Source organism: Pseudomonas sp. LJDD11 (assembly GCF_024584215.1).
Lineage (GTDB): Bacteria > Pseudomonadota > Gammaproteobacteria > Pseudomonadales > Pseudomonadaceae > Aquipseudomonas.
The window spans coordinates 33,978-53,804 of record NZ_JANJFL010000020.1 but is presented as its reverse complement, the minus strand read 5'-3'; the positions used below and the strand labels follow the sequence as shown (position 1 = coordinate 53,804).

Annotated in this window: 15 protein-coding genes and 1 pseudogene; 6 read left to right on the top strand and 10 right to left on the bottom strand. The window is 63.7% G+C overall.

Features of this window, described 5'->3' with window-relative positions; translation table 11 throughout:
- Positions 1–4: 4 nt before the first annotated feature.
- On the bottom strand, positions 5–436 hold the full coding sequence (locus tag NRB16_RS20580; RefSeq protein ID WP_253139888.1) for a type II secretion system protein N: 432 nt from the start codon (positions 434–436) through the stop codon (positions 5–7).
- Positions 437–681: 245 nt separating this feature from the next.
- Here NRB16_RS20580 and gspH point away from each other — a divergent pair, with 245 nt between their 5' ends.
- The 3 genes from gspH (at position 682) to NRB16_RS20565 (ending at position 3,376) form a co-directional block, all read left to right on the top strand.
- Entirely contained in the window at positions 682–1,143 is a 462-nt protein-coding gene (gene gspH / locus NRB16_RS20575) for a type II secretion system minor pseudopilin GspH (RefSeq protein WP_045484911.1), read from the top strand.
- Positions 1,140–1,760, top strand: coding sequence for a type II secretion system protein J (locus NRB16_RS20570; RefSeq protein ID WP_257106825.1), 621 nt, complete (start codon positions 1,140–1,142; stop codon positions 1,758–1,760). Before gspH ends, NRB16_RS20570 begins: the two co-directional genes overlap by 4 nt.
- Before the next feature lie 122 nt (positions 1,761–1,882).
- Positions 1,883–3,376 (top strand): YifB family Mg chelatase-like AAA ATPase, encoded by a 1,494-nt coding sequence (locus NRB16_RS20565; RefSeq protein ID WP_257106824.1) that lies wholly within the window; start codon positions 1,883–1,885, stop codon positions 3,374–3,376.
- A 39-nt stretch (positions 3,377–3,415) separates the two neighbouring features.
- On the opposite strand, the gene NRB16_RS20560 is transcribed toward NRB16_RS20565, so the two are convergent.
- Positions 3,416–3,556, bottom strand: coding sequence for a hypothetical protein (locus NRB16_RS20560; protein ID WP_158497584.1), 141 nt, complete (start codon positions 3,554–3,556; stop codon positions 3,416–3,418).
- A gap of 161 nt (positions 3,557–3,717) precedes the next feature.
- Between NRB16_RS20560 and NRB16_RS20555 the strand changes: the two genes are divergently transcribed.
- Entirely contained in the window at positions 3,718–4,878 is a 1,161-nt protein-coding gene (locus NRB16_RS20555) for an ATPase (RefSeq protein WP_045484975.1), read from the top strand.
- A gap of 33 nt (positions 4,879–4,911) precedes the next feature.
- Here the strand turns inward: NRB16_RS20555 and NRB16_RS29825 are convergent, their stop codons facing one another.
- Together NRB16_RS29825 and NRB16_RS29820 are read right to left on the bottom strand one after the other, a co-directional pair.
- Positions 4,912–5,634 carry a methyl-accepting chemotaxis protein gene (locus NRB16_RS29825; protein WP_373568491.1) on the bottom strand — a complete coding sequence of 241 codons (723 nt, stop codon included), beginning with the start codon at positions 5,632–5,634 and terminating at the stop codon, positions 4,912–4,914.
- Positions 5,635–5,766: 132 nt separating this feature from the next.
- A pseudogene (locus NRB16_RS29820) lies at positions 5,767–6,888 on the bottom strand (Cache 3/Cache 2 fusion domain-containing protein); the annotation flags it as partial.
- Positions 6,889–7,229: 341 nt separating this feature from the next.
- On the opposite strand from NRB16_RS29820, the gene NRB16_RS20545 reads away from it, so the two are divergent.
- Complete coding sequence (locus NRB16_RS20545; protein ID WP_045484980.1) at positions 7,230–8,612, top strand: NorM family multidrug efflux MATE transporter; 1,383 nt, start codon at positions 7,230–7,232, stop codon at positions 8,610–8,612.
- 3 nt (positions 8,613–8,615) lie between these two features.
- Here NRB16_RS20545 and NRB16_RS20540 read toward each other — a convergent pair whose 3' ends face one another.
- Entirely contained in the window at positions 8,616–10,283 is a 1,668-nt protein-coding gene (locus NRB16_RS20540; protein ID WP_045484983.1) for a bifunctional diguanylate cyclase/phosphodiesterase, read from the bottom strand.
- Between the two features lie 205 nt (positions 10,284–10,488).
- Here NRB16_RS20540 and rep point away from each other — a divergent pair, with 205 nt between their 5' ends.
- Positions 10,489–12,498, top strand: a complete 2,010-nt coding sequence (gene rep / locus NRB16_RS20535) for a DNA helicase Rep (RefSeq protein WP_045484985.1) — start codon at positions 10,489–10,491, stop codon at positions 12,496–12,498.
- 205 nt (positions 12,499–12,703) lie between these two features.
- Here rep and NRB16_RS20530 read toward each other — a convergent pair whose 3' ends face one another.
- The 5 genes from NRB16_RS20530 to NRB16_RS20510 all read right to left on the bottom strand — a co-directional run.
- Positions 12,704–13,414, bottom strand: a complete 711-nt coding sequence (locus NRB16_RS20530) for a GntR family transcriptional regulator (RefSeq protein ID WP_253139875.1) — start codon at positions 13,412–13,414, stop codon at positions 12,704–12,706.
- A gap of 39 nt (positions 13,415–13,453) precedes the next feature.
- The gene (locus NRB16_RS20525) at positions 13,454–15,220 is read right to left on the bottom strand and encodes an acyl-CoA dehydrogenase (protein ID WP_253139873.1); all 1,767 of its coding nucleotides are present in this window, start codon (positions 15,218–15,220) and stop codon (positions 13,454–13,456) included.
- Positions 15,221–15,246: 26 nt separating this feature from the next.
- A complete protein-coding gene (locus NRB16_RS20520; protein WP_257106823.1) occupies positions 15,247–16,488 on the bottom strand; it encodes a thiolase family protein in 1,242 nt (413 codons plus the stop codon).
- A complete protein-coding gene (locus NRB16_RS20515; protein ID WP_373568490.1) occupies positions 16,485–18,389 on the bottom strand; it encodes a feruloyl-CoA synthase in 1,905 nt (634 codons plus the stop codon). Before NRB16_RS20515 ends, NRB16_RS20520 begins: the two co-directional genes overlap by 4 nt.
- 57 nt (positions 18,390–18,446) lie before the next feature.
- On the bottom strand, positions 18,447–19,827 hold a 1,381-nt coding region (locus tag NRB16_RS20510), incomplete at its 5' end, for an aldehyde dehydrogenase (RefSeq protein WP_257106821.1).

The window sequence follows — 19,827 nt, the reverse complement described above, 5'->3', positions numbered from 1 at the left end:
CCGCTCAGGGCCGGGTCAGACGCGACAGCGCAGGCGTCTGGGGCAAGGGCGTGATATACAACCGGGTCTGCTCCGCACCCCGCTCGATGAGCACCGCCCCCGCTTCGATGGCCGCCAGGCGCACCCCTTGAGTCAGTGCTTCACCCGCCCGGAAACTGCGCGGCGGGCCGCCATTGATGGCGAGAATTGCGAACGCGCCCTGCGCGCCGGCCATGACCCCGGAGACGCGGATGTCCACTGCCGCCGGCTGGTTGGAAAACCACTGCAACGCAGGATTGTCGGAGCGCGCCAGCGGCGCGGGGCTGTCAATGACCGGGGTATGCGACTCGGCCGGCGTCAGAAACACCGAAGACCACACCAGCACACCGGCCAGCGCGGCCAGCAGCGCCGTGGCCTGGACCAGTTGCGGCGCCGATAAACGAAAGGCAAATGCCACGGGTAAACCTCCTTGTTGTCCGGTATGGCAGTCTACAGGGCACCTCTAAAAACTACCTACGTTGCCATTGCTGCGTTGAAACCAGGCTCAGAATGCTCATTTACAACCTGTAGACTCCACTTCTTCGCCTGCTTTCGCCTTGCACTGGCTGCCTCGCTTACGTTTTTAGAAGTACCCTACAAGACGCCTGTATCTTGGCCGAACCAGCAAGGACGTCAAGTTATCCACACAGGAATGCCGCATTCATGGACAGAGACAGGCAACAGGGTTTTAGCATGATTGAGTTGATGGTCGTGTTGGTGATCGTCGGCATTCTCAGCGCCACGATCAGCCTGAGCATCAAACCCGCCCCGCAGGAGCGCCTGCGCAAAGACGCACAGCGGCTCGTGCAACTGCTGCAGATCGCCCAGGCCGAAGCCCGCGCCGACGGTCGCCCGATCAGTTGGCAGGCCGACGGCCAGGGCTTTGGCTTCAGCCGCCTGAACGACGCAGGCACCGGCACTGAACACTTTGCCGAAGATCCACAACTACGGCCACGCAGCTGGGACTCGGCGCCCGTCAAAGTGCGCACCACGCCTACACCCAGACTGGTACTGGGCAGCGAATGGATCAGCACACCCTGGCAAGTGCAGTTGTCTGACGGCCAGCACCGGGTCAGCATCCGGCGCTCCGCGACCGGGCAGATGCAGGTGGTCAACGAATCATGAACCCGCGCCAGCACGGCTTTACCCTGATCGAAGTCATGGTGGCAATCATGCTGATGGCCATCGTCAGCCTGATCGCCTGGCGCGGCCTGGATAGCGTCAGCCGCGCCGACAGCCATCTGCAGGCCAGCATGACCCAGACCGAAGAGCTCCTGCGCACCTTCAACCAGCTCGAACGCGACCTGGCCTCTCAGGCCAGCAGCGCGCTGGGCGAACCCGAATTGGGCGACCAGGCCGCAGACCGCGAACCGCGCATGGGCGCGCCTGCGGCCATCAGCGTACACAGCGCCGATGACCAGACCTTCGAGCTGGACGTGATCCGCCACGCACCCGCCCCGGAACACGGCCTGCAACGGGTCCGCTGGTGGCTCAAGGGCAAGACCCTGTACCGCGCCGCCGCCGCACCGCGCAACCGCTATCCGCTGCCGGCGCCAGACAACGGGGTGGCGGTGCTGAGCCGGATCAAAGACTTGCAGATCCGGGTCTGGGACCGGGAGCAGGGCTGGCGGCAATTGAGCGGCAATCGGGTGCTGAAGCCAGTGGGGCTGGAGTTGCGATTGACGCGGATGACTGAGCAGGGGGATGAGCACTACCGGCAGGTTTGGGGGCCGTTTTATTAGGCTGGGCTCAAGCAGCGTTGATACATTTCGTTCGGGCTTTGGGCACTTTGTAGCGATTGATTTGCCTGCCGATCTTGTAAATCCCCCACGATCTCCCTTCCCGCTTCATCAAGGAAGATCGGATGTCCCTCGCCATCGTTCACAGCCGCGCTCAGGTCGGCGTACAAGCACCTGCCGTCACCGTTGAAACCCACTTGTCCAACGGCCTGCCGACCCTGACCCTGGTCGGCCTGCCCGAAGGCGCAGTCAAGGAAAGCAAGGACCGGGTGCGCAGTGCCATCGTCAATTCCGGGCTGAAGTTTCCCGACCGGCGCATCACCCTCAACCTCGCCCCGGCCGATCTGCCCAAGGACGGCGGGCGCTTCGACCTGGCCATTGCGCTGGGCCTGCTGGGTGCCAACGGCCAGATTCCTTTGGCTGCATTGCAAGACATCGAGTGCCTGGGTGAGCTGGCATTGTCTGGCGCGGTGCGGCCGGTGCAGGGCGTTCTGCCCGCTGCGCTGGCGGCCCGTGAGGCGCAGCGGACGCTGATCGTGCCGGCCGCCAATGCCGAGGAAGCCTGCCTGGCCTCCGGGCTGACAGTGATTGCGGTCAATCACCTGCGCGAGCTGGTCGCGCATTTCAATGGCCAGACACCGATGACGCCCTATCGCGCCAATGGCCTGTTGCCCCAGGCCCAGCCGTACCCGGACCTCAGCGAGGTGCAGGGCCAACTGGCGGCCAAGCGGGCGCTGGTGGTGGCGGCAGCGGGCGGCCACAACCTGCTGTTCAGCGGCCCGCCGGGCACCGGCAAGACCTTGCTGGCCAGCCGTTTACCAGGGCTGTTGCCGCCACTGGATGAGCGCGAAGCGCTGGAAGTGGCGGCGATTCATTCGGTGGCCAGCCAGGTGCCGTTGAATAGCTGGCCGCTCAGGCCATTTCGCCAGCCGCATCACTCGGCATCCGGGCCGGCGCTGGTCGGCGGTGGCAGCCGCCCACAACCTGGCGAGATAACCTTGGCACACCACGGAATCTTGTTTCTTGACGAGCTGCCGGAGTTCGACCGCCGGGTGCTGGAGGTACTGCGCGAGCCGCTGGAGTCAGGCCATATCGTGGTGTCCCGCGCCCGCGACCGGGTGCGCTTCCCGGCGCGTTTTCAACTGGTGGCGGCAATGAACCCCTGCCCCTGTGGATACCTTGGCGAGCCCAGTGGCCGCTGCCGCTGCTCCACCGATCAGATCCAGCGTTATCGCAACAAGCTGTCTGGCCCGTTGCTGGACCGTATCGACCTGCACCTGACCGTGGCCCGCGAAGCCACCAGCCTCACCGCCTTGCCGGCAAGCGGCGAAACCACCGCCAGCGCCGCAGCCAAGGTGGCCGCAGCGCGGGACCGCCAGTTGCAGCGTCAGGGCTGCGCCAACGCCTTTCTCGACCTGCCCGGCCTGCGCAGCCACTGCACGTTATCCACAGCCGATGAAAAATGGCTTGAAACAGCCTGCGAACGCCTGACCCTGTCGCTGCGTGCGGCGCACCGTCTATTGAAGGTGGCGCGCACCCTGGCCGACCTGGAGCACAAAGACGCGATTGAACGCGGCCATCTGGCCGAGGCGTTGCAGTATCGGCCGGCGAGCAAGTAGCCCGGTCGTCAGGCCAGCAGTCTTGCACCACTCGGACAATCAAAAATCCTCTGCCCGACTGCGTGCCAGACGTACCCTTCTGTCGCTGTTGGCTTCCAGCTCTTCGGTCTCGAACACCGGGTCTTCCTGCAGTGCCTGGAAAACCCGATCTGAAACCCCGACGGTGAACAAGACCAGCATGAAATCAACACCACAAAGTGCCAGTTCAGGCCCTGCGTCACCTATCTATAATCACTCTATAGTTCTCTATAAATAGCGATAAACAGGCCTGCGCACGCCTTTCTATAATTGCTCTATAATCGCTCTATAATTCCCTATAGAGCAACATTGAGAGGTTGGTGATGTCTACTGAAATCCTCTACCACCGCCCGGCGCTGGCGCAGCGACTTGCCAAATTGATCATGCAGGTTGCTGTTGGCAGTGCGGCAAGCTCAGGGGTATTTCTTGCGGCCCCCAGGCGTACGGGCAAGTCGACCTTCGCGCGAGAAGACCTGCGTCCCGCGCTTGAGGCAGCCGGCGCCATCGTGCTGTACGCCGACCTGTGGAAAGACCTGACCAAGGACCCTGGGGTCGTCATCGTCGATGCCGTACGTGAAACCATTGGCCGTAACCAGGGCTACGTCACCCGCCTGGCGAAGGCCAGCGGCATGGATAAAGTCACCGTGGGCGGATTGAGTTTCAGCCTGGACAAGATAGGCATGGGCAAAGACATTGACCTGACCACGGCACTCACCGCGCTCTCGGATGAATCCAGGCAGATGATTGTGCTGATGATCGATGAGGCCCAGCACGCGATCACCACCGACGAAGGCGTAGCTGCCCTTTTTGCGCTCAAAGCCGCCAGGGATGAGCTCAACAGCTCGAAACACCATGGCTTGCGGGTGGTTTGCACCGGGTCGAACCGTGACAAGCTGGCCATGTTGCGCAATAGCAAGGACCAGGCGTTCTTTGGCGCCGCGATGGTGCCGTTCCCGACACTGGATAGGGACTTCGTTGAGTGGTTTTGCACTCATGTGGATCTGCCCCAGCCACTCGATCCCGCCAATGTTTTTGTGCTGTTTCAGGAAAGTGGCTATCGCCCGGAATTGCTCGGCGCCGCTGCCGATGAAATTCGCTTCGATCTGATGCTGGCCCCGGAAAACGTCCCGGAGCGCTTTGCAGAGCTGGTACGCGCTCAGGCAGAGGAGCTCAATGCCAACCTCAAGAAAGTCATCCACAGCCTCACGCCTATCCAGTCTGCAGTGATTCGTGTGATGAGCGCCAAGGGCGAAGACTATGCGCCCTTTGAAGCACCAACCATGGAGCTGTATGCCAAGGCGATGCAGCGAGCAGGCATTGATCCAGCCGAGATAAGGGTCGAAGTACCCGGTGTCCAGCAGGCGCTTATTGCCCTGCAAGAGAAGAAGCTGGTCTGGAAAGCATCCAGAGGCGTGTATGCGGTCGACGAAAACGTGATTGTCGATCTGCTGCGCGGGGACGGCCTGCTGGAGGGCCTCTACTGAGACCCGCCAGCGCCATTGACTCAAACCATCGACTTACCTGAAGCGATCCACCTCGCCCAGCAATTCAGCCGCAAGGTCGTTGAGTTCCTTGGCGGTCACGGCCAGGTTGGCAACCACTTCGCGCTGTTCGCCGTTGGTCATGGCGATGCTTTGCAGGTTGCCGCTCAGCGCCGTGGCGGTGCTGCTTTGCTCCTGCGTAGCGGTGGTAATGGCGGCGAACTGCTGGCCGGCCGAGCGGCTTTGCTCGTCGATCTGAGCCAGGGCTTCGGCGACCTTGGCGTTGCGTGCCAGGCCGTCCTGCATCAGCGAGTTGCCTTGCTGCATGGTGTTGATGGCCATGCCGGTTTCCTGCTGGATGCTGGCGATCATGGTCGAGATTTCGTCGGTGGCCTGACGGGTGCGCGAAGCCAGGCTGCGCACTTCATCGGCAACCACGGCGAAACCGCGCCCCTGCTCACCGGCACGTGCCGCTTCGATGGCCGCGTTCAGTGCCAGCAGGTTGGTCTGCTCGGCGATCGAGGTGATCACCCCGACGATGCTGCCGATTTCCTGAGAACGCTGCCCCAGGGTATCGACCACCTTGGCGGTGCTGTTCAAGGATGCCGCGATCTGTTGCAGCGAAGCCGAGGCTTCGTCCATTGAGCTGCGACCAATGCGGGTCTGGCGAGCGTTTTCCTGGGCCATGCGCTCGGTGTCTTTCATGTTGTCAGCGATGTTCAGCGAGGTGGCGCTGAACTCTTCCACCGCACCGGCCATGCTGGTGATTTCCCCGGACTGCTGCTCCATGCCGGCGTAGGCGCCGCTGGACAGCCCAGAAAGGGCATGGGCACGGTCGCTGACCTGCCGCGACGCGGTACGAATATGCTCGACCATGTTCGACAGGGCTTCACCCATGGTATTGAAGCTGCCGGCCAGCAGGCCGATTTCATCGTGGCTGGTCACCGCCAGACGCACCTTCAGGTTGCCCGACCCCAGCGCTTCGGCCTGGCGTACCAGTTCCGACAGCGGACGCAGTTTGCTGCGCAGCAGCCAGATTGCACCGCCTACCGCAATCAGCATGGCCAGCAGGCTGCCGATCGCCAGTTGGGTGCCGACGCTCCAGGTTACCGAGGCGATCTCGTCCTTCGGCATGCTCGCCACCACCGTCCAGGGCCCACCACTGAAAGGGGCGCCAACGCTGTAGAAGGTCTCGTCGGTGTCTTGCCAGTACTGCCCTTTGCCAGGCTGCTTGACGGCTTCGGCCACCGCCTTGCCGGCCTGTTCCGCCGCCTTGACGCCGGCCGGCGGCACCAGCCATTTGCCTTGATCGTCGAGCAGCGCCAGCGAGCCGGTCTTGCCGATACGGAAGTTCTTCAGGTCTTCGAACTGGGCGTTCTGCGCATCGGTGTAGTCAAAGCCGACGAACAGCGCGGCGATGATCTTGCCACTGCTGTCGCGCACCGGGCTGTACTGGGTCATGTAGTAACGGCCGAACAACACGGCCTTGCCCACATATTCCTGACCGGCCATCAACCGCGCATAGGCCTGACCCTGGCGGTCGAGCAAGGTGCCGATGGCGCGGGAACCGTCCTGTTTCATCAGCGAGGTGCTGATCCGCGCGAAATCATCGCCGCTGCGCACGAACACCGTCGCCACACCCGCCGTGAGGCGGCGGAAGTCATCGACTTCACTGAACTCGTTGTTCAGTGGCTGACCATCGAGAAACAGACCCGGGGTTTGCGTGCCGGCCACTGTGTAGGTGGTGCCGGTCTGCAAGGTCAGACCCGAGGAAAAGCGCTTTTCGAACAGGCCCGCCAGACGCTGGGTACTGTCACGAAGCGTGGTATGAAAGGTGTTGAGCTGGTCTGACAGCAAGCGTGATTCGCTGGCCAGGTGTTCTTCGCGGATGACCAGGTTGGCAGCATCGAGCGAGCGCAGGGCAAATAGGGTGCTGCAACTGATCACCACCGCGAGGATGATGGTCAGGGCAATACCTAACTGAGAGGCAATCCGGGCACGAGGCTTGGACATGGCAACTCCATACTGAAGCGTTCGACTACCCATCCGGGGCAGCGCCGTCCAGCAATATTATGTTGAAGGGAATATTTCCTTGAGATCGACAGCTCCATGCAAAGGATTCGGCCTCGCGGGCACATACTTGAGCGGGCCGCGCGGAGAATCGCAAACGATTGCGTATCTGTCTGTAACTCTTAAAGATTTAGTTGCACGGCTAGTTGAACAGTCCCTTCAGCCTCACTGGTCACCTGGAGGTTCAAGTAGGCCGAGGAACGAACTTATTAGTTGGTGTCCAAACGCCATACTGCCCAGAATAGGCAGCTTTTATCCTTTTATCGAATCGAGCCTGAAAAAATATGCAGCCGGCTGCCCTCAAGGAACTCTGGACCATCCTGCGCCTGGCAGGGCCGCTGATCGCCTCGCAATTGGCGCACATGCTGATGGTCTTCACCGACACGGTGATGATGGGCAAACTCGGCCCCGACGCGCTGGCCGGCGGCGGTCTGGGCGCGGCGACCTATAACTTCGTGACCTTTTTCTGCATCGGGGTGATGGCGGCGGTCGGCACGCTGGTCGCGATCCGCCAGGGCGCCGGCGACACCGAGGGCGCCACCCGGCTGACCCAGGCCGGGCTATGGCTGGCCTGGGGCATGGCGGTAGTGGCGGCCGTGGTGCTGTGGAACCTCGAACCGCTGCTGCTGCATTTCGGCCAGACCCCGAACAACGTGCACATGGCCATGCAGTTCCTCAGCACCTTGCCGCTGGCGCTGCCGGGCCTGCTCAGTTTCATGGCCCTGCGCGGTTTTACCAGCGCGCTGGGCCGGGCCGGGCCGGTAATGGTCATCAGCCTGGTGGGCGCTGCGGCCAACTTTGTTCTCAACTACGCGCTGATCGAAGGCTGGTTCGGCTTGCCGCATCTTGGCCTGTGGGGTATCGGGCTGGTCACTGCGGTGGTCACCAACGCCATGGCCATTGCCCTGGCGCTGCACATCCGTCGGCATCCGGCCTATGACGCCTACCCGATCCGGGCCGGCCTCGGCACATTGTCGCGCAGCCATCTGAGCGAGCTATGGCGCCTGGGCCTGCCGATTGGCGGCACTTATGCGGTGGAGGTCGGGCTGTTCACCTTCGCCGCCTTTTGTATGGGCGCGCTGGGCACCACCCAGATGGCCGCCCATCAGATCGCCCTGCAGACCATTTCCATGGCCTTCATGATTCCGGTAGGCATTTCCTATGCGGTGACCATGCGCATCGGCAAGCACTACGGCGCCGGTGATTTGCTCATGGCACGCACGGCTGGCCGGGTGGGCATCGGGTTCGGCGGTGCATTGATGCTGCTGTTTGCCCTGCTGTTCTGGCTGGCGCCCCGCACCATCGTCGGACTGTTTCTGGACATCAACGATCCGGCTTTCAATGACATCGTGGTCCTGGCGGTGAAATTGCTGGCGATTGCTGCCTGGTTCGAACTGTTCGATGGCACCCAGACCATTGCCATGGGCGCGATTCGCGGTCTCAAGGACGCCAAGACCACCTTCCTGATTGGCCTGGGCTGTTATTGGCTGATTGCCGCGCCAGCGGCCTGGCTGTTGGGCTTCCAGAGCCCGGCCGGCGCCGAAGGTGTGTGGTGGGGGCTGGCGCTGGGTCTGTTGTGCGCGGCGGCGACCCTGACCTGGGCGTTCGAGCGGCGTATGGCCAAGATGCTGCGCAGGGCTGACAGGCAACCGGCAAAGGCCGCCTGAACATCAAACCCCGCCGAGCACCGTCCGGCCTTGGTCGGCCAGTAGATAATCGGTCAGTTGCAGGATCGGCAGCGGCCGCTGAATCAGAAACCCTTGGGCCTGATCGCAGCCGAACTCGCGCAGCAGGGCCAGTTGCGCCGGGGTTTCGATGCCCTCGGCGACCACTTCAAGCCCCAGGTTGTGCGCCAGGTTAATCATCGCGTGGACCAGCTTGCGATTCTCTTCGCGCTGTTCCATTTCACCGACGAAGCTGCGGTCGATTTTGAGCAGGGTAATCGGCAGGCTGTTGAGGTGCACAAAAGATGAGAAGCCAGTGCCGAAGTCGTCCAGCGAAAAACGCACCCCCAGCACGCGCAAGGCATCCATGGTCTTGCTGACCAGATCACTGCGGCGCATCACTGCGGTTTCGGTCAGTTCGAACTCCAGCCAGCGGGCATCGATGCCTTGCTCGGCAATCAGGCGGCTGAGGGTGTCGAGCAACTGGCTGTCCTGGAACTGGCGAAACGACAGATTGACCGCCATGTGCAACGGCTCGATACCCTGCTCGCGCAGGACGCGCATGTCACGCAGGGCCCGGAAGATCACCCAGTACCCCAACGGCACGATCAGGCCGCTCTGCTCGGCCAGCGGCACGAACTCACTGGGCGGCAACAACCCGCGCTCGTGATGGCGCCAGCGCACCAGCGCTTCGAGGCCGACAATCCGCCCGCTGGTCATGCACAGCCGCGGCTGGTAGTGCAGCTCCAGCTCGTCGCGGCGCAACGCACGGCGCAGTTCGGCTTCGAGGTCGGCCAGGCTGCGGGCATTGCGGTTGATGTGTTCGTCAAACTGATGCCAGGTACAGCCCTGCCGGCTCTTGGCCTGGCGCATGGCGATATGCGCGTGCCACATCAAAGGGTCGGCACCGAAACCGCTGCGGGCGTGAGCAACCCCCAGGCTGCAGCCGATCAGCAGGCTTTCGCCATCGACCCAGTAGGGTTCGGACAACGCCTCGATAATCCGCTCGGCCACTTGCGCGGCGCGTTGCGGTGCGTCGCGGGTGTCGATCAGCAAGGCGAACTCGTCGCTGCCCAGGCGGGCGACCTGGTCGTTGACGTCCAGTTGCCGCTTGAGCCGTGTCACCACTTGCAGAATCAGCCGGTCGCCGGCCTGATGGCCCAGCGCATCGTTGGCACGGCGGAAATTGTCGAGGTCCAGATGCCCGAGCGCCAGCCCGGCGCTGCCCGGTTCAGCCAGGCGGGCCGTCAGCAGAGTCTGGAAGCCCTGACGGTTGGCGATGCCGGTCAACGGGTCCTGTTCCGCCAGACGCTGTAGCGTGTCCTCCAGGTGCGCGCGTTCACGAACGTGGCGCAGGCAGCGGCGCAGCGCATCGGGGCTCAGGCTGTCGCCCACCAGCCAGTCGCTGACACCCGCCAGCGGGGCATCGGGTTCGATATCCAGCAGCATCACGATCGGGACATTGCAGGTGCCGGCCGCCGGTTGCAGTTCAGGGGTGGTCAGCAGCACCGTGTGACGCTCGCCAGCGTAGCTGGCGCCGTCAACCTGCCAGTCTGCGATCTGCTGCAACACGATATCGCTGGGCAACGCCGCAACGCAGGAATTCAGCCGTACCAGCCAGGCTGGTTCATGAACCAGCAGCAGTAACCGCAAGGGCTCGACAGGCGTTGACAAGCTGACTCCCTATTCCGAAGAAAAACAAGGGGGCGACGCACCTCGACATGAGGTGTCGGCTGCACGTAATTGAGTGCTATGCGCAAATGTAACAAAACCAAGAAATTAAGATAGGCCATCGGTGCAAAACGCTTGAAGGTCGCTGCACATTGCCGCGAGCCTGTTAAAATGCCCGGCCATTCGTCCATGACCCGTCCTATCTCTCATGTCCCGACTCAACCCCCGGCAGCAGGAAGCCGTGAACTACGTCGGCGGGCCGCTTCTGGTGCTCGCCGGGGCAGGTTCCGGCAAGACCAGCGTGATTACGCGCAAGATCGCCCATCTGATCCAGAACTGCGGCGTGCGTGCCCAGTACATCGTGGCCATGACCTTTACCAACAAGGCCGCCCGAGAGATGAAAGAGCGGGTCGGCACCCTGCTGCGCAAGGGCGAAGGGCGCGGCCTGACGGTCTCGACCTTCCATAACCTGGGCCTGAACATCATCCGCAAGGAGCATTCGCGGCTGGGTTACAAGCCGGGCTTCTCGATCTTCGATGAGGGCGACATCAAGGCCCTGCTGACTGACATCATGCAGAAGGAGTACGCCGGCGACGACGGCGTCGACGAAATCAAGAACGTCATCGGCTCGTGGAAGAACGACCTGATCCTGCCCGAAGAAGCCCTGGCCAATGCCCGCGGCCCCAAGGAGCAGACCGCCGCCATCGTCTACGCCCACTACCAGCGCACCCTCAAGGCTTACAACGCGGTGGACTTCGACGACCTGATCCTGCTGCCGGTCAAGCTGTTCCAGGAGCACCCCGACATTCTGGAGAAATGGCAGAACCGCGTGCGCTACCTGCTGGTGGACGAATACCAGGACACCAACGCCAGCCAGTACCTGCTGGTGAAAATGCTGATCGGCACGCGCAACCAGTTCACCGTGGTCGGCGACGACGATCAGTCGATCTATGCCTGGCGCGGCGCACGGCCGGAAAACCTGATGCTGCTCAAGGACGACTACCCGTCGCTCAAGGTGGTGATGCTTGAGCAGAACTACCGCTCTACCAGTCGCATTCTGCGCTGCGCCAACGTGCTGATTGCCAACAACCCGCACGCCTTCGAGAAGCAGCTGTGGTCGGAGATGGGGCACGGCGATGAAATCCGCGTGATCCGCTGCCGCAACGAAGAGGCCGAGGCTGAACGGGTGGCGATGGAAATCCTTACCCTGCACCTGCGCACCGAACGGCCCTACAGCGATTTCGCGATCCTGTATCGCGGCAACTACCAGGCCAAGCTGATCGAGCTGAAGCTGCAACACCACCAGGTGCCGTATCGTCTGTCCGGTGGCACCAGCTTCTTCAGCCGCCAGGAAGTGAAGGACCTGATGTCCTACTTCCGCCTGCTGGTCAACCCCGACGACGACAACGCCTTCTTGCGGGTGATCAACGTGCCGCGTCGGGAAATCGGCTCCACAACCCTGGAAAAGCTCGGCAACTACGCCACCGAACGCAAGATCTCGATGTACGCCGCCACCGATGAACTGGGCCTTGGCGAACACCTCGACAGCCGCTACACCGACCGCCTGCAACGCTTTAAACGCTGGATGGACGGTGTGCGCCAGCAGTGCGCACAAAACGATCCCATCGCCGCCCTGCGCAGCATGGTCATGGACATCGACTACGAGAACTGGATTCGCCAGAACAGCTCCAGTGACAAGGCCGCCGACTACCGCATGGGTAACGTGTGGTTTTTGATCGAGGCGCTGAAGAACACCCTGGAAAAAGACGAAGATGGCGAGATGACCATCGAAGAGGCGATCGGCAAGCTGGTGCTGCGCGACATGCTCGAACGCCAGCAGGAAGAAGAAGACGGCGCTGAAGGCGTGCAGATGATGACCCTGCATGCTTCCAAGGGCCTGGAGTTTCCTTACGTGTTCATCATGGGCATGGAAGAAGAGATTCTTCCGCACCGCTCCAGCATCGAAGCCGACACCATCGAAGAAGAGCGCCGCCTGGCTTACGTGGGCATCACCCGCGCCCGCCAGACCCTGGCCTTCACCTTTGCCGCCAAGCGCAAACAATACGGCGAAATCATCGACTGCACGCCCAGCCGCTTCCTCGACGAACTGCCGCCGGACGACCTGGCCTGGGAAGGCCAGGAAGAACAGCCGGTAGAGGTCAAGGCCGCACGGGGCAACAACGCCCTGGCGGATATCCGGGCAATGCTCAAGCGCTAGCGGCAGTACAGTACGAAATCTTTGTGGGAGCGACCTTGGTTGCGAAAGGGCCGGTAAAGTCACAGCATCTACTGCGAATGTGCCGCCGTCGTCGCCGGGATGCCGGACCACAGCAACCGGAGCGCCGGCCGGCTGCTCCCACCGGTCTAATAGAACAGTATTGCGGCTAAAGCCGCTCGTATGGGGTTGCGTGTTGGCCGCGCACTCAGTCCGGGCGCTGGATGACCTTCAGGCGCTCGGCAGACGAGGCGCTGAAGATCTCGGCATAGCGCAGGGTGGCGTTGGCGTGCTCACGCATCAGCGCTTCGGCCCGAGCCCCCTGGCGGCTGATCAGGGCATCGACGATTGCGTGATGCTGCATGTGCGCGTAGTTGAAGCGCCGGTATTCGCGGGCCATCTCGTTACGGTCCACCGCCAGGGCGCTGACCGAGGCAAACGGCAAGTGGTCGTTGCGGGCCAATGCGTCGGCAATCGCCGGGTTGCCGCTGCCTTCGACGATGACCTGATGAAAGCGCATGTTCAGGTCGTGATAGACCTCCAGATCCTGCTCGGTCACGTAGCCCTTGTCGAACAGTGCGTCCCCATCGGCCAGACACCTCTGCAACTGCTCGCACGCCTGAGCAGTCAGGCCGCGTTCGGCGCTTTGCCGGGCAGCCAGGCCTTCGAGCACGCCGCGCACTTCAACCGCACCGGCAATGTCCTGAGTACTGACCGAGCGCACCTGAAAGCCGCGCCCGCCATGACGGACCAGCAAGCCTTCCTGCTCCAGGGTCCGAAACGCCATGCGCACCGGCATGCGTGACACGCCGAACAACTCGGCGGTGGGCACTTCCATCAGCCGTTCGCCGGCTGGCAGCTCGCCTGAGGCGATCATCTTGCGCAACGCAACCAATACCGTTTGGCCAGGCTTGCTCATCCAGGCAGCTTCCGTGAGTCGAGAGGCGGCTATGGTAGCTCAGCTGGCAGAGCCCAGAAACGGCAACGGGCTACGCGCGCTGTAGAGCCCGGCCAGATGCCGGTCGGCGTCGGGCAGCAGCCAGGTGAAGAAGAACTGCGCGGTTTGCAGCTTGGCGCTGCGTTGCGGGTCGCTGGCGGGCAGGTTCTGCGCCACCCGCGCCGCACGGCACCAGGCAAACGCCAGCAGGGTCAGGCCGCACAGTTTCAGGAAGTCGCCGGCGGCGCGGTAAGGGTATTCGGCGTCCTCGGCGCTGTGCTGCACGACGCCATGCCAGGCCTGCGTCAGGCTCTCAGCGCGACGCTGCAACTCGACACCCAACCCGCTGCATGGGGGTACGGCGATCGCCAGTCGCGCCTCTTCATCCAGGATGTGCAACCACTGTTGCAGCGCCTCGCCGTTATCGCCAAGTACTTTGCGCAGCAGCAGGTCGTTGGCCTGAATCTCGTTGGTACCTTCGTAAATCATGGCGATGCGGCTGTCGCGCAGAGTCTGTTCGATCGCAAACTCCGCCACATAGCCGTAGCCACCAAACACCTGTAGCGCCTGGCTGGCCTGGCGAAACCCCTGTTCGGTGAAGTACGCCTTGATGATCGGCGTCAGCAGCCCGCTCAGTTGCGCCGCCTGGGCGCGTGCTTGCGCTTCGCTGGCCTGTTCGGCCTGATCGAGCAGATGCGCGGCCCAATAGCCGGCCGCCCGCAAGCCTTCGCTAATCGCGCGCAACTCCAGCAGGGTGCGGCGCATCGCCGGGTGGTAGTGCAAGGGGTCGGCGGCACTGGCCGCCACCCCGTCCGGACGTAGTGGTGCACGCATTTGCCGGCGTTCGCCGGCGTACTGCAAGGCGTTCTGCCAGGCCGCCTCGGTATGCCCCAGGCCTTGCAGGCCGACATGCAGGCGGGCCGAGTTCATCATCACGAACATCGCCGCCAGCCCCTGATGCGGCTGGCCGATCAGCCAGCCTTGGGCCTCTTCGAAGACCAATGAACAAGTGGCACTGCCTTTAATGCCCATCTTGTGTTCGATGCCGTCGCAGCGCACCCCGTTGAGTCGGCCGTCATCCAGTTGCCGGGGCACCAGAAACAGCGAAATGCCCCGGCTGCCGGCCGCTGCGTCTGGCAAACGGGCCAGCACCAGGTGCAGGATGTTGCCGCTCAGGTCGTGATCGCCACCGGAGATGAACAGCTTGTTGCCGCTCAGCGCATGGCTGCCATCAGCCTGGGGTATGGCGCGGCAACGCAGCAGGCCGACGTCGCTGCCGGCCTGGGGCTCGGTCAGGCACATGGTCGCCAGTGCCTGCCCGCTGACGATATCCGGCAGGTAGCGGCTCTGGATCCACTGCGGGGCGTGATGCTTGAGGCACAGGTAGGCGCCATGGGCGATGCCGGTGTACATCGCCCAAGCGTGATTGCTGGCGTAGAGCATTTCCTGCAGCGCCGCCTCCAGCACCTGCGGCAGCCCTTGGCCGCCCAGCTCTGCAGCGCACGCCAAGGCCGGCCAGCCGCCTTCGACATAAGCACGATAGGCCTGGGCAAAACCGTCCGGGGTCTGCACCTTGCCGTCCGTGAAGCGGCAGCCCTGGCGGTCGCCGCTGGCATTGAGTGGCGCCAGCACCTCACTGCAGAACAGCCCGGCCTGCTCCAGCACCTGCATGGCCAGTGGTGTATCGAGCCCGTCGAAAGCGGCGCTCTGGCGCCAGGCCTGTGGGGCATCGAGCCAGTGTTCAAGGACGAACTGCATGTCGCGCAGTGGGGCCTGGTAAGTCCACATGGCAATCTCCTTTGCCGGTCATGTTCTCAGTGTTGCCAATCCGGGTTTTCGATCAGCACCGCCATGCCCTGCCCGCCGCCGACACAGGCCGCGGCAATGCCATAGCGCAGGTTGTTGTCGCGCAGTTGCCGGGCCAGGCTCAGCACCAGGCGCAAGCCGCTGGCGGCTAACGGATGGCCGAGGCCGATGGCGCCACCCCGGCGGTTGAGCCGTTCGCCGTCCAGTTCCAGCTCACGGGCCACGGCCAGTACCTGGGCGGCCTGGGCTTCGTTGATTTCCAGCAAGCCGATGTCATGCAGTTGCAGGCCGCTGCGCTGCAACAGCAGGCGGATCGCCGGCGCAGGACCGATGCCCATGTATTCAGGGGCTACGCCGACCACCGCACTGGCGCGCAGCCAGGCCAATGCTGGGCGGCGGGCAGCCGATGCAGGGCCAACCAATGCAGCCGCCGCGCCATCGACCACCGCGCAGCTATTGCCAGCGGTCTGCACCCCGCCCTCATGCACCGCCCGCAGCCGTGCCAGGGCGGCCAGTTCGGTGCTGCGCGGGTGGCTGTCCTGGCTGACGCTCTCGACTCCGCGCGGCAAGCGGATGCCGCGTGGCTGATAGCCGGCCAGCTCGAAGCATTCGTTGCTGACCGGCAGAATTTCTTCCGCCAGCCAGCCGCTGGCCTGTGCTTGCAGCGTCAGTTGGTGACTTTGCAAGGCGTAGCTGTCTACCGCCTCGCGCGCCAGCTCATAGCGCACAGCGAGACGATCAGCGGTGGCGATCATATCGATGCCCGGTGCCGGATCGTGCAACGCCTCCCAGAGAAAGTCCTTGAACCCCACTTCGCCGCCCAGACGAAAGCCGTCGCGATGGGTGTAGGCGGCAATCGGGTTGCGCGACATCGATTCGGCCGCCACGCACAGCGCCAGTTGCGCGCCTTCGCCCACTTGTATGGCCGCCTGGCGCAGCAGTTCGAAACCGGTGGCGCAGATCCGCTGCACCGCCAGTGCCGGAACCTGCTGCGGCACGCCGCTGTACAGGCCGATATGCCGGGGCAGCAGGTAGGCATCAAAGCTGGCCTGGGCCATGGAGCCGGCCAGCACGCTGTCGACATCGGCTGCCTGCAAGCGGGCCTGCGCCAGTACACCGCGACCGACCTTGATCCCCAGATCGATCGGTGACACTTGAGCCAGCGCACCGCCCAGGTCTGCCCAGGGGGTGCGCAAGGCAGCGAAAATCGCCACGTCGGAAAACGCCGAGTACTGGCCGGCGCGGTTCATGCCGGTGTGCCTGGCAGCAGCGCTTCGGCGCGCAGGATCGAGGCGTCTTCGCCCCGGTACAGCGCCTCGACCAGGCTGGCGCGCCATTGCAGCACGGCGCGCTGATTGATCGAGCCCTTGTCGGTGATTTCGCCACGGTCAATCGAAGGCGCTTCGGCCAGCAGTGCGACCCACTCCAGGCGGCTGGCATTGCCGCTGGCGTCTTTGTTCAGGCGCCTTAGCCAGGCCGCAAACCACTGGCGCACGGCGGGGCTGGCCAGCACCTGAGCATCGCTGGCGCTGGCGTCCAGGCCGGCCAGTTGCCGGCACTCATGCAGGCGCGGGAATACCAGTGCGCCAAGGCATTCGCGGTCAGGGGCGGTGACCACGATATCCTGCACATAGGGCGAGCCTTCCAGCACGGCCCGGTTGCGCAGCGGCCCGACGCTGACAAACACCCCCGACGACAGCTTGAAGTCCTCGGCAATCCGCCCGTCGAACATCAGGCCCAGTTGCGGGTCAGTCGGGTCAGCGAGTTTCAGCGCGTCGCCCGAGCAATAGAAGCCTTGCTCATCGAAGGCCTCGGCGGTCTGCTGCGCCGAGCGCCAGTAGCCGGGCATGATGTGCGGGCCGCGAAAGCGCCCTTCCAGCTTGCCGTCCACCGGCACCAGCCGCACTTCGCAACCCGGCGCCGGCAAGCCGATGTAGCCGGCCTGGGACAGCGGCCCGGTGGTGAAGGTGCAAGACGGCGAGGCTTCGGTCATGCCCAGCCCGGCCATCATGCGGATACGCTCGCCGCAGTGTTGTTCCGCGACCCGGTCCAGGCGGTCCCAGATGCTCTGCGACAACCCGGCGGCGGCGAAGAAGAACAGTTTCATGCGGGCAAAGAACCGCTCACGCAATTCAGCGTCTTTTTCCAGTGCATTGACCAACTCTTCCCAACCCTTGGGTACGGTCAGGTAGGCGGTGGGCGAGATTTCCTTGAGGTTGCGCAGGGTCTCGGCAAAGCCCTGAGCGGTAGGTTTACCGTTATCCAGATAAAAGGTCCCGCCGTTGTACAGCACGATGCCCAGGTTATGGCTGCCACCGAAGGTGTGGTTCCACGGCAACCAGTCGACCAGCACCGGCGGCTCTTCGCCGAACACCGGAAAGGTCTGCAACAGCATCTGCTGGTTGGCGCAGAGCATGCGCTGGGTGGTAATCACCGCCTTGGGCAGCTTGGTGGAGCCTGAGGTGAACAGAAACTTGGCAATGCTGTCTGGCCCGGTGGCAGCAAACGCGGCATCGGCTTCGGCACCGCCAGGTTGTTCAAGCAGCCTGGCGAAGCGAATGCCGACCCTGCCAGCAACCTCGCCGCGCACGCTGATGACCGGCACATCCGCTGCCAGCACCGCGTCGATGGCTTTCTGGTAGGGCGCGCTGTCGCTGACGAATACCAGACCGGGCTGCAACACTTCACAGACATGTCGCAGCTTGGCGAAATCCTGGGACAGCAGCGAATAGGCCGGCGACACCGGGCAGTAGGGAACGCCGGCATACATGGCGCCCAAGGCAATCTTCAGGTGTTCAATATCGTTGCCTGACAGCAGTGCCAGCGGTCGCTCGGCGCTCAGGCCATAGCCCAACAGGCTCTGGGCGATGGCGCGTACGTCAGCCAGCATCTGCGCATAGCTGACGTGCTGCCATTGGCCTTGTGCATCGCGGGCGGCAATAAAGGTTTGCTGGCCGCGCACATCGGCCCAGTGCAGCAGACGGTCGAGCAGCCGTGCGGGACGGTCGGCCAAAGGTTCCAGGGTGCGGATATGCACGATGCCCTGGCTCTGGGTGACCTCTACTTCGGGGTGCCCGATAGACACCTGGCGATAGCGTGCCTGGGCGGGCCGGGCAGTTGCGGGTTGCGGATTCACTTGCTGTTCCTCCATCGAGGCCGGCGGGCGTCTTGTTTTTGTCAGGGGCGCACGATCGGGTGCCTGTTGGCGCTAGATCGGGTAATGCCGTGGGCCGTTCTGCAGGGTGACCCAGCGCAACTGGGTAAAGAAATCCACCGAGGCGCTGGCGCCGAAACTGCCGTAGCCGCTGGACTTGACCCCGCCGAACGGCATTTGCGCTTCGTCGTGCACGGTCGGGCCGTTGATATGGCAGATCCCCGACTCGACCCGCTGAGCCAGCGCCAGGGCACGGCTGGTGTCGCGGCTGAAGATCGCCGCCGACAAGCCGAACTCCGAGTCGTTGGCAAGGCGCAGCAATGCTTCGTCGCCCTCTGCACGCAGCACCACAGCCACCGGGCCGAAGGACTCTTCGCGGTACAGGCGCATGCTGTCGGTCACCCGATCAAGCAGGGTCGGCTGCATGATGCTGCCACTGCACTGCCCGCCCGCCACCAGGGTGGCGCCCTGACTGACGGCATCGTTGACGAGGCCAAGAATGCGTTCACCGGCACTGGCATCGACCAGCGAACCGAGTACCGACGCCGGATCATCCGGGTTGCCGGCGCGCAGGGTGGCGATCTTGGCTGCCAGCTTGGCGACAAAGGTGTCGGCGACCTTGCTGTCGACAATCAGCCGCTCGGTAGACATGCAGATCTGCCCCTGATTGAAGTAGGCGCCAAACGCGGCAGCCTCCACAGCGGCATCCAGGTCGGCGTCATCGAGCACCAGCAACGGCGCCTTGCCGCCCAGCTCCAGCAACGCAGGCTTGAGGTGGCGGGCCGCCAGTTCGCCGACAATCCGCCCGACATGGGTCGAGCCGGTGAAGTTGACCCGGCGTACGGCGGGGTTGGCGATCAGCCGTTCGACGATTGCCGGGGCGTCGGCCGGCGCGTTGCTGATGACGTTGACCACGCCATCGCCGAGCCCGGCTTCATGGAGGATCTGGCCGATCAGCCGGTGCACCGCCGGGCTCAGTTCCGAGGCCTTGAGCACCACGGTATTACCGCAGGCCAGCGGCATGGCGATGGCCCGGGTGGCAAGAATCACCGGGGCGTTCCAGGGAGCGATACCCAGCACCACGCCGCACGGCTGACGCAAGGCCATGGCGAAGCTGCCCGGTACATCCGAGGGGATGACCTGACCATTGATCTGGGTGGTCATCGAGGCGGCTTCGCGCAGGATGTTGGAAGCCAGCTTTACGTTGAAACCATACCAGTTGGCCATGGCACCGGTTTCGCCGGCCGCCGCGATAAAGCGTGCGCTGTTGGCCTGAAGCTGGTCAGCCGCCTTGAGCAAGCGGGTGCGGCGCTCGTTGGGCGCCAGAGCAGACCAGCCAGGAAACGCCGCCTGGGCGGGGGGGACCGCCGCGGCGGGGGGTTTCTCGGGGGGGGCGGGCAACCCCGGAGCACCCCCCCCCCGCCCCGAGGTAACG

What these genes read in the sequence shown, in the direction of transcription:
- gspH (WP_045484911.1), top strand. Translation starts at nt 682, where the DNA reads ATGGACAGAGACAGGCAACAGGGTTTTAGCATGATTGAGTTGATGGTC.
- NRB16_RS20530 (WP_253139875.1), bottom strand. Translation starts at nt 13,414, where the DNA reads ATGAGCAAGCCTGGCCAAACGGTATTGGTTGCGTTGCGCAAGATGATC.
- NRB16_RS20560 (WP_158497584.1), bottom strand. Translation starts at nt 3,556, where the DNA reads ATGCTGGTCTTGTTCACCGTCGGGGTTTCAGATCGGGTTTTCCAGGCA.
- NRB16_RS20565 (WP_257106824.1), top strand. Translation starts at nt 1,883, where the DNA reads ATGTCCCTCGCCATCGTTCACAGCCGCGCTCAGGTCGGCGTACAAGCA.
- NRB16_RS20525 (WP_253139873.1), bottom strand. Translation starts at nt 15,220, where the DNA reads ATGTGGACTTACCAGGCCCCACTGCGCGACATGCAGTTCGTCCTTGAA.
- NRB16_RS20515 (WP_373568490.1), bottom strand. Translation starts at nt 18,389, where the DNA reads ATGGAGGAACAGCAAGTGAATCCGCAACCCGCAACTGCCCGGCCCGCC.
- NRB16_RS20555 (WP_045484975.1), top strand. Translation starts at nt 3,718, where the DNA reads ATGTCTACTGAAATCCTCTACCACCGCCCGGCGCTGGCGCAGCGACTT.
- NRB16_RS20570 (WP_257106825.1), top strand. Translation starts at nt 1,140, where the DNA reads ATGAACCCGCGCCAGCACGGCTTTACCCTGATCGAAGTCATGGTGGCA.
- rep (WP_045484985.1), top strand. Translation starts at nt 10,489, where the DNA reads ATGTCCCGACTCAACCCCCGGCAGCAGGAAGCCGTGAACTACGTCGGC.
- NRB16_RS20545 (WP_045484980.1), top strand. Translation starts at nt 7,230, where the DNA reads ATGCAGCCGGCTGCCCTCAAGGAACTCTGGACCATCCTGCGCCTGGCA.
- NRB16_RS29825 (WP_373568491.1), bottom strand. Translation starts at nt 5,634, where the DNA reads ATGGCCGGTGCGGTGGAAGAGTTCAGCGCCACCTCGCTGAACATCGCT.
- NRB16_RS20520 (WP_257106823.1), bottom strand. Translation starts at nt 16,488, where the DNA reads ATGAACCGCGCCGGCCAGTACTCGGCGTTTTCCGACGTGGCGATTTTC.